Below are 424 nucleotides of genomic sequence, written 5' to 3' on the forward strand. Positions count from 1 at the left end.
AATTTATTTGGGCTGGTGGATTCTCATTCGGTAAAATGACAGATGGATATGCTCATTTTAAGAAGTTAATTGATGATCCTCCAAAAAATTTGAAATTTACTGGTATTGTGCCACGAGAAGAATTAGTTAGCTATTTAAACATTGCTGACTTATTTTTACTCCCATCTTTCGATGAATTATTTCCAATGTCAGTTTTAGAAGCTTTTTCATGTAATACTCCTGTTTTATTACGTGATTTGGATTTATATCAAGCTATTATTGACGGGTATTATATGAAAGGCAAGGATTTTACTGAGTTAAACGCTCAAATTAAATCCGTAGTATCATATCCTGAAAAATTAAAGAAGTATCAAGATTTATCTGCTCAAGCCAGTCAAGAATATTCTGAAGACCATCTTGCTAAAATATGGCATGACTTTTACAT

General features: G+C 31.4%; 1 protein-coding gene. It reads left to right on the forward strand.

Features of this window, described 5'->3' with window-relative positions:
• Window positions 1-424 (forward strand): glycosyltransferase (locus tag CP368_RS10195; RefSeq protein ID WP_143468338.1); only part of this gene is annotated, 424 nt, incomplete at both ends.

It is taken from the genome of Lactobacillus sp. UMNPBX17 (assembly GCF_002553735.1).
In the GTDB taxonomy this organism is placed as follows: Bacteria; Bacillota; Bacilli; order Lactobacillales; family Lactobacillaceae; genus Lactobacillus; species Lactobacillus gallinarum.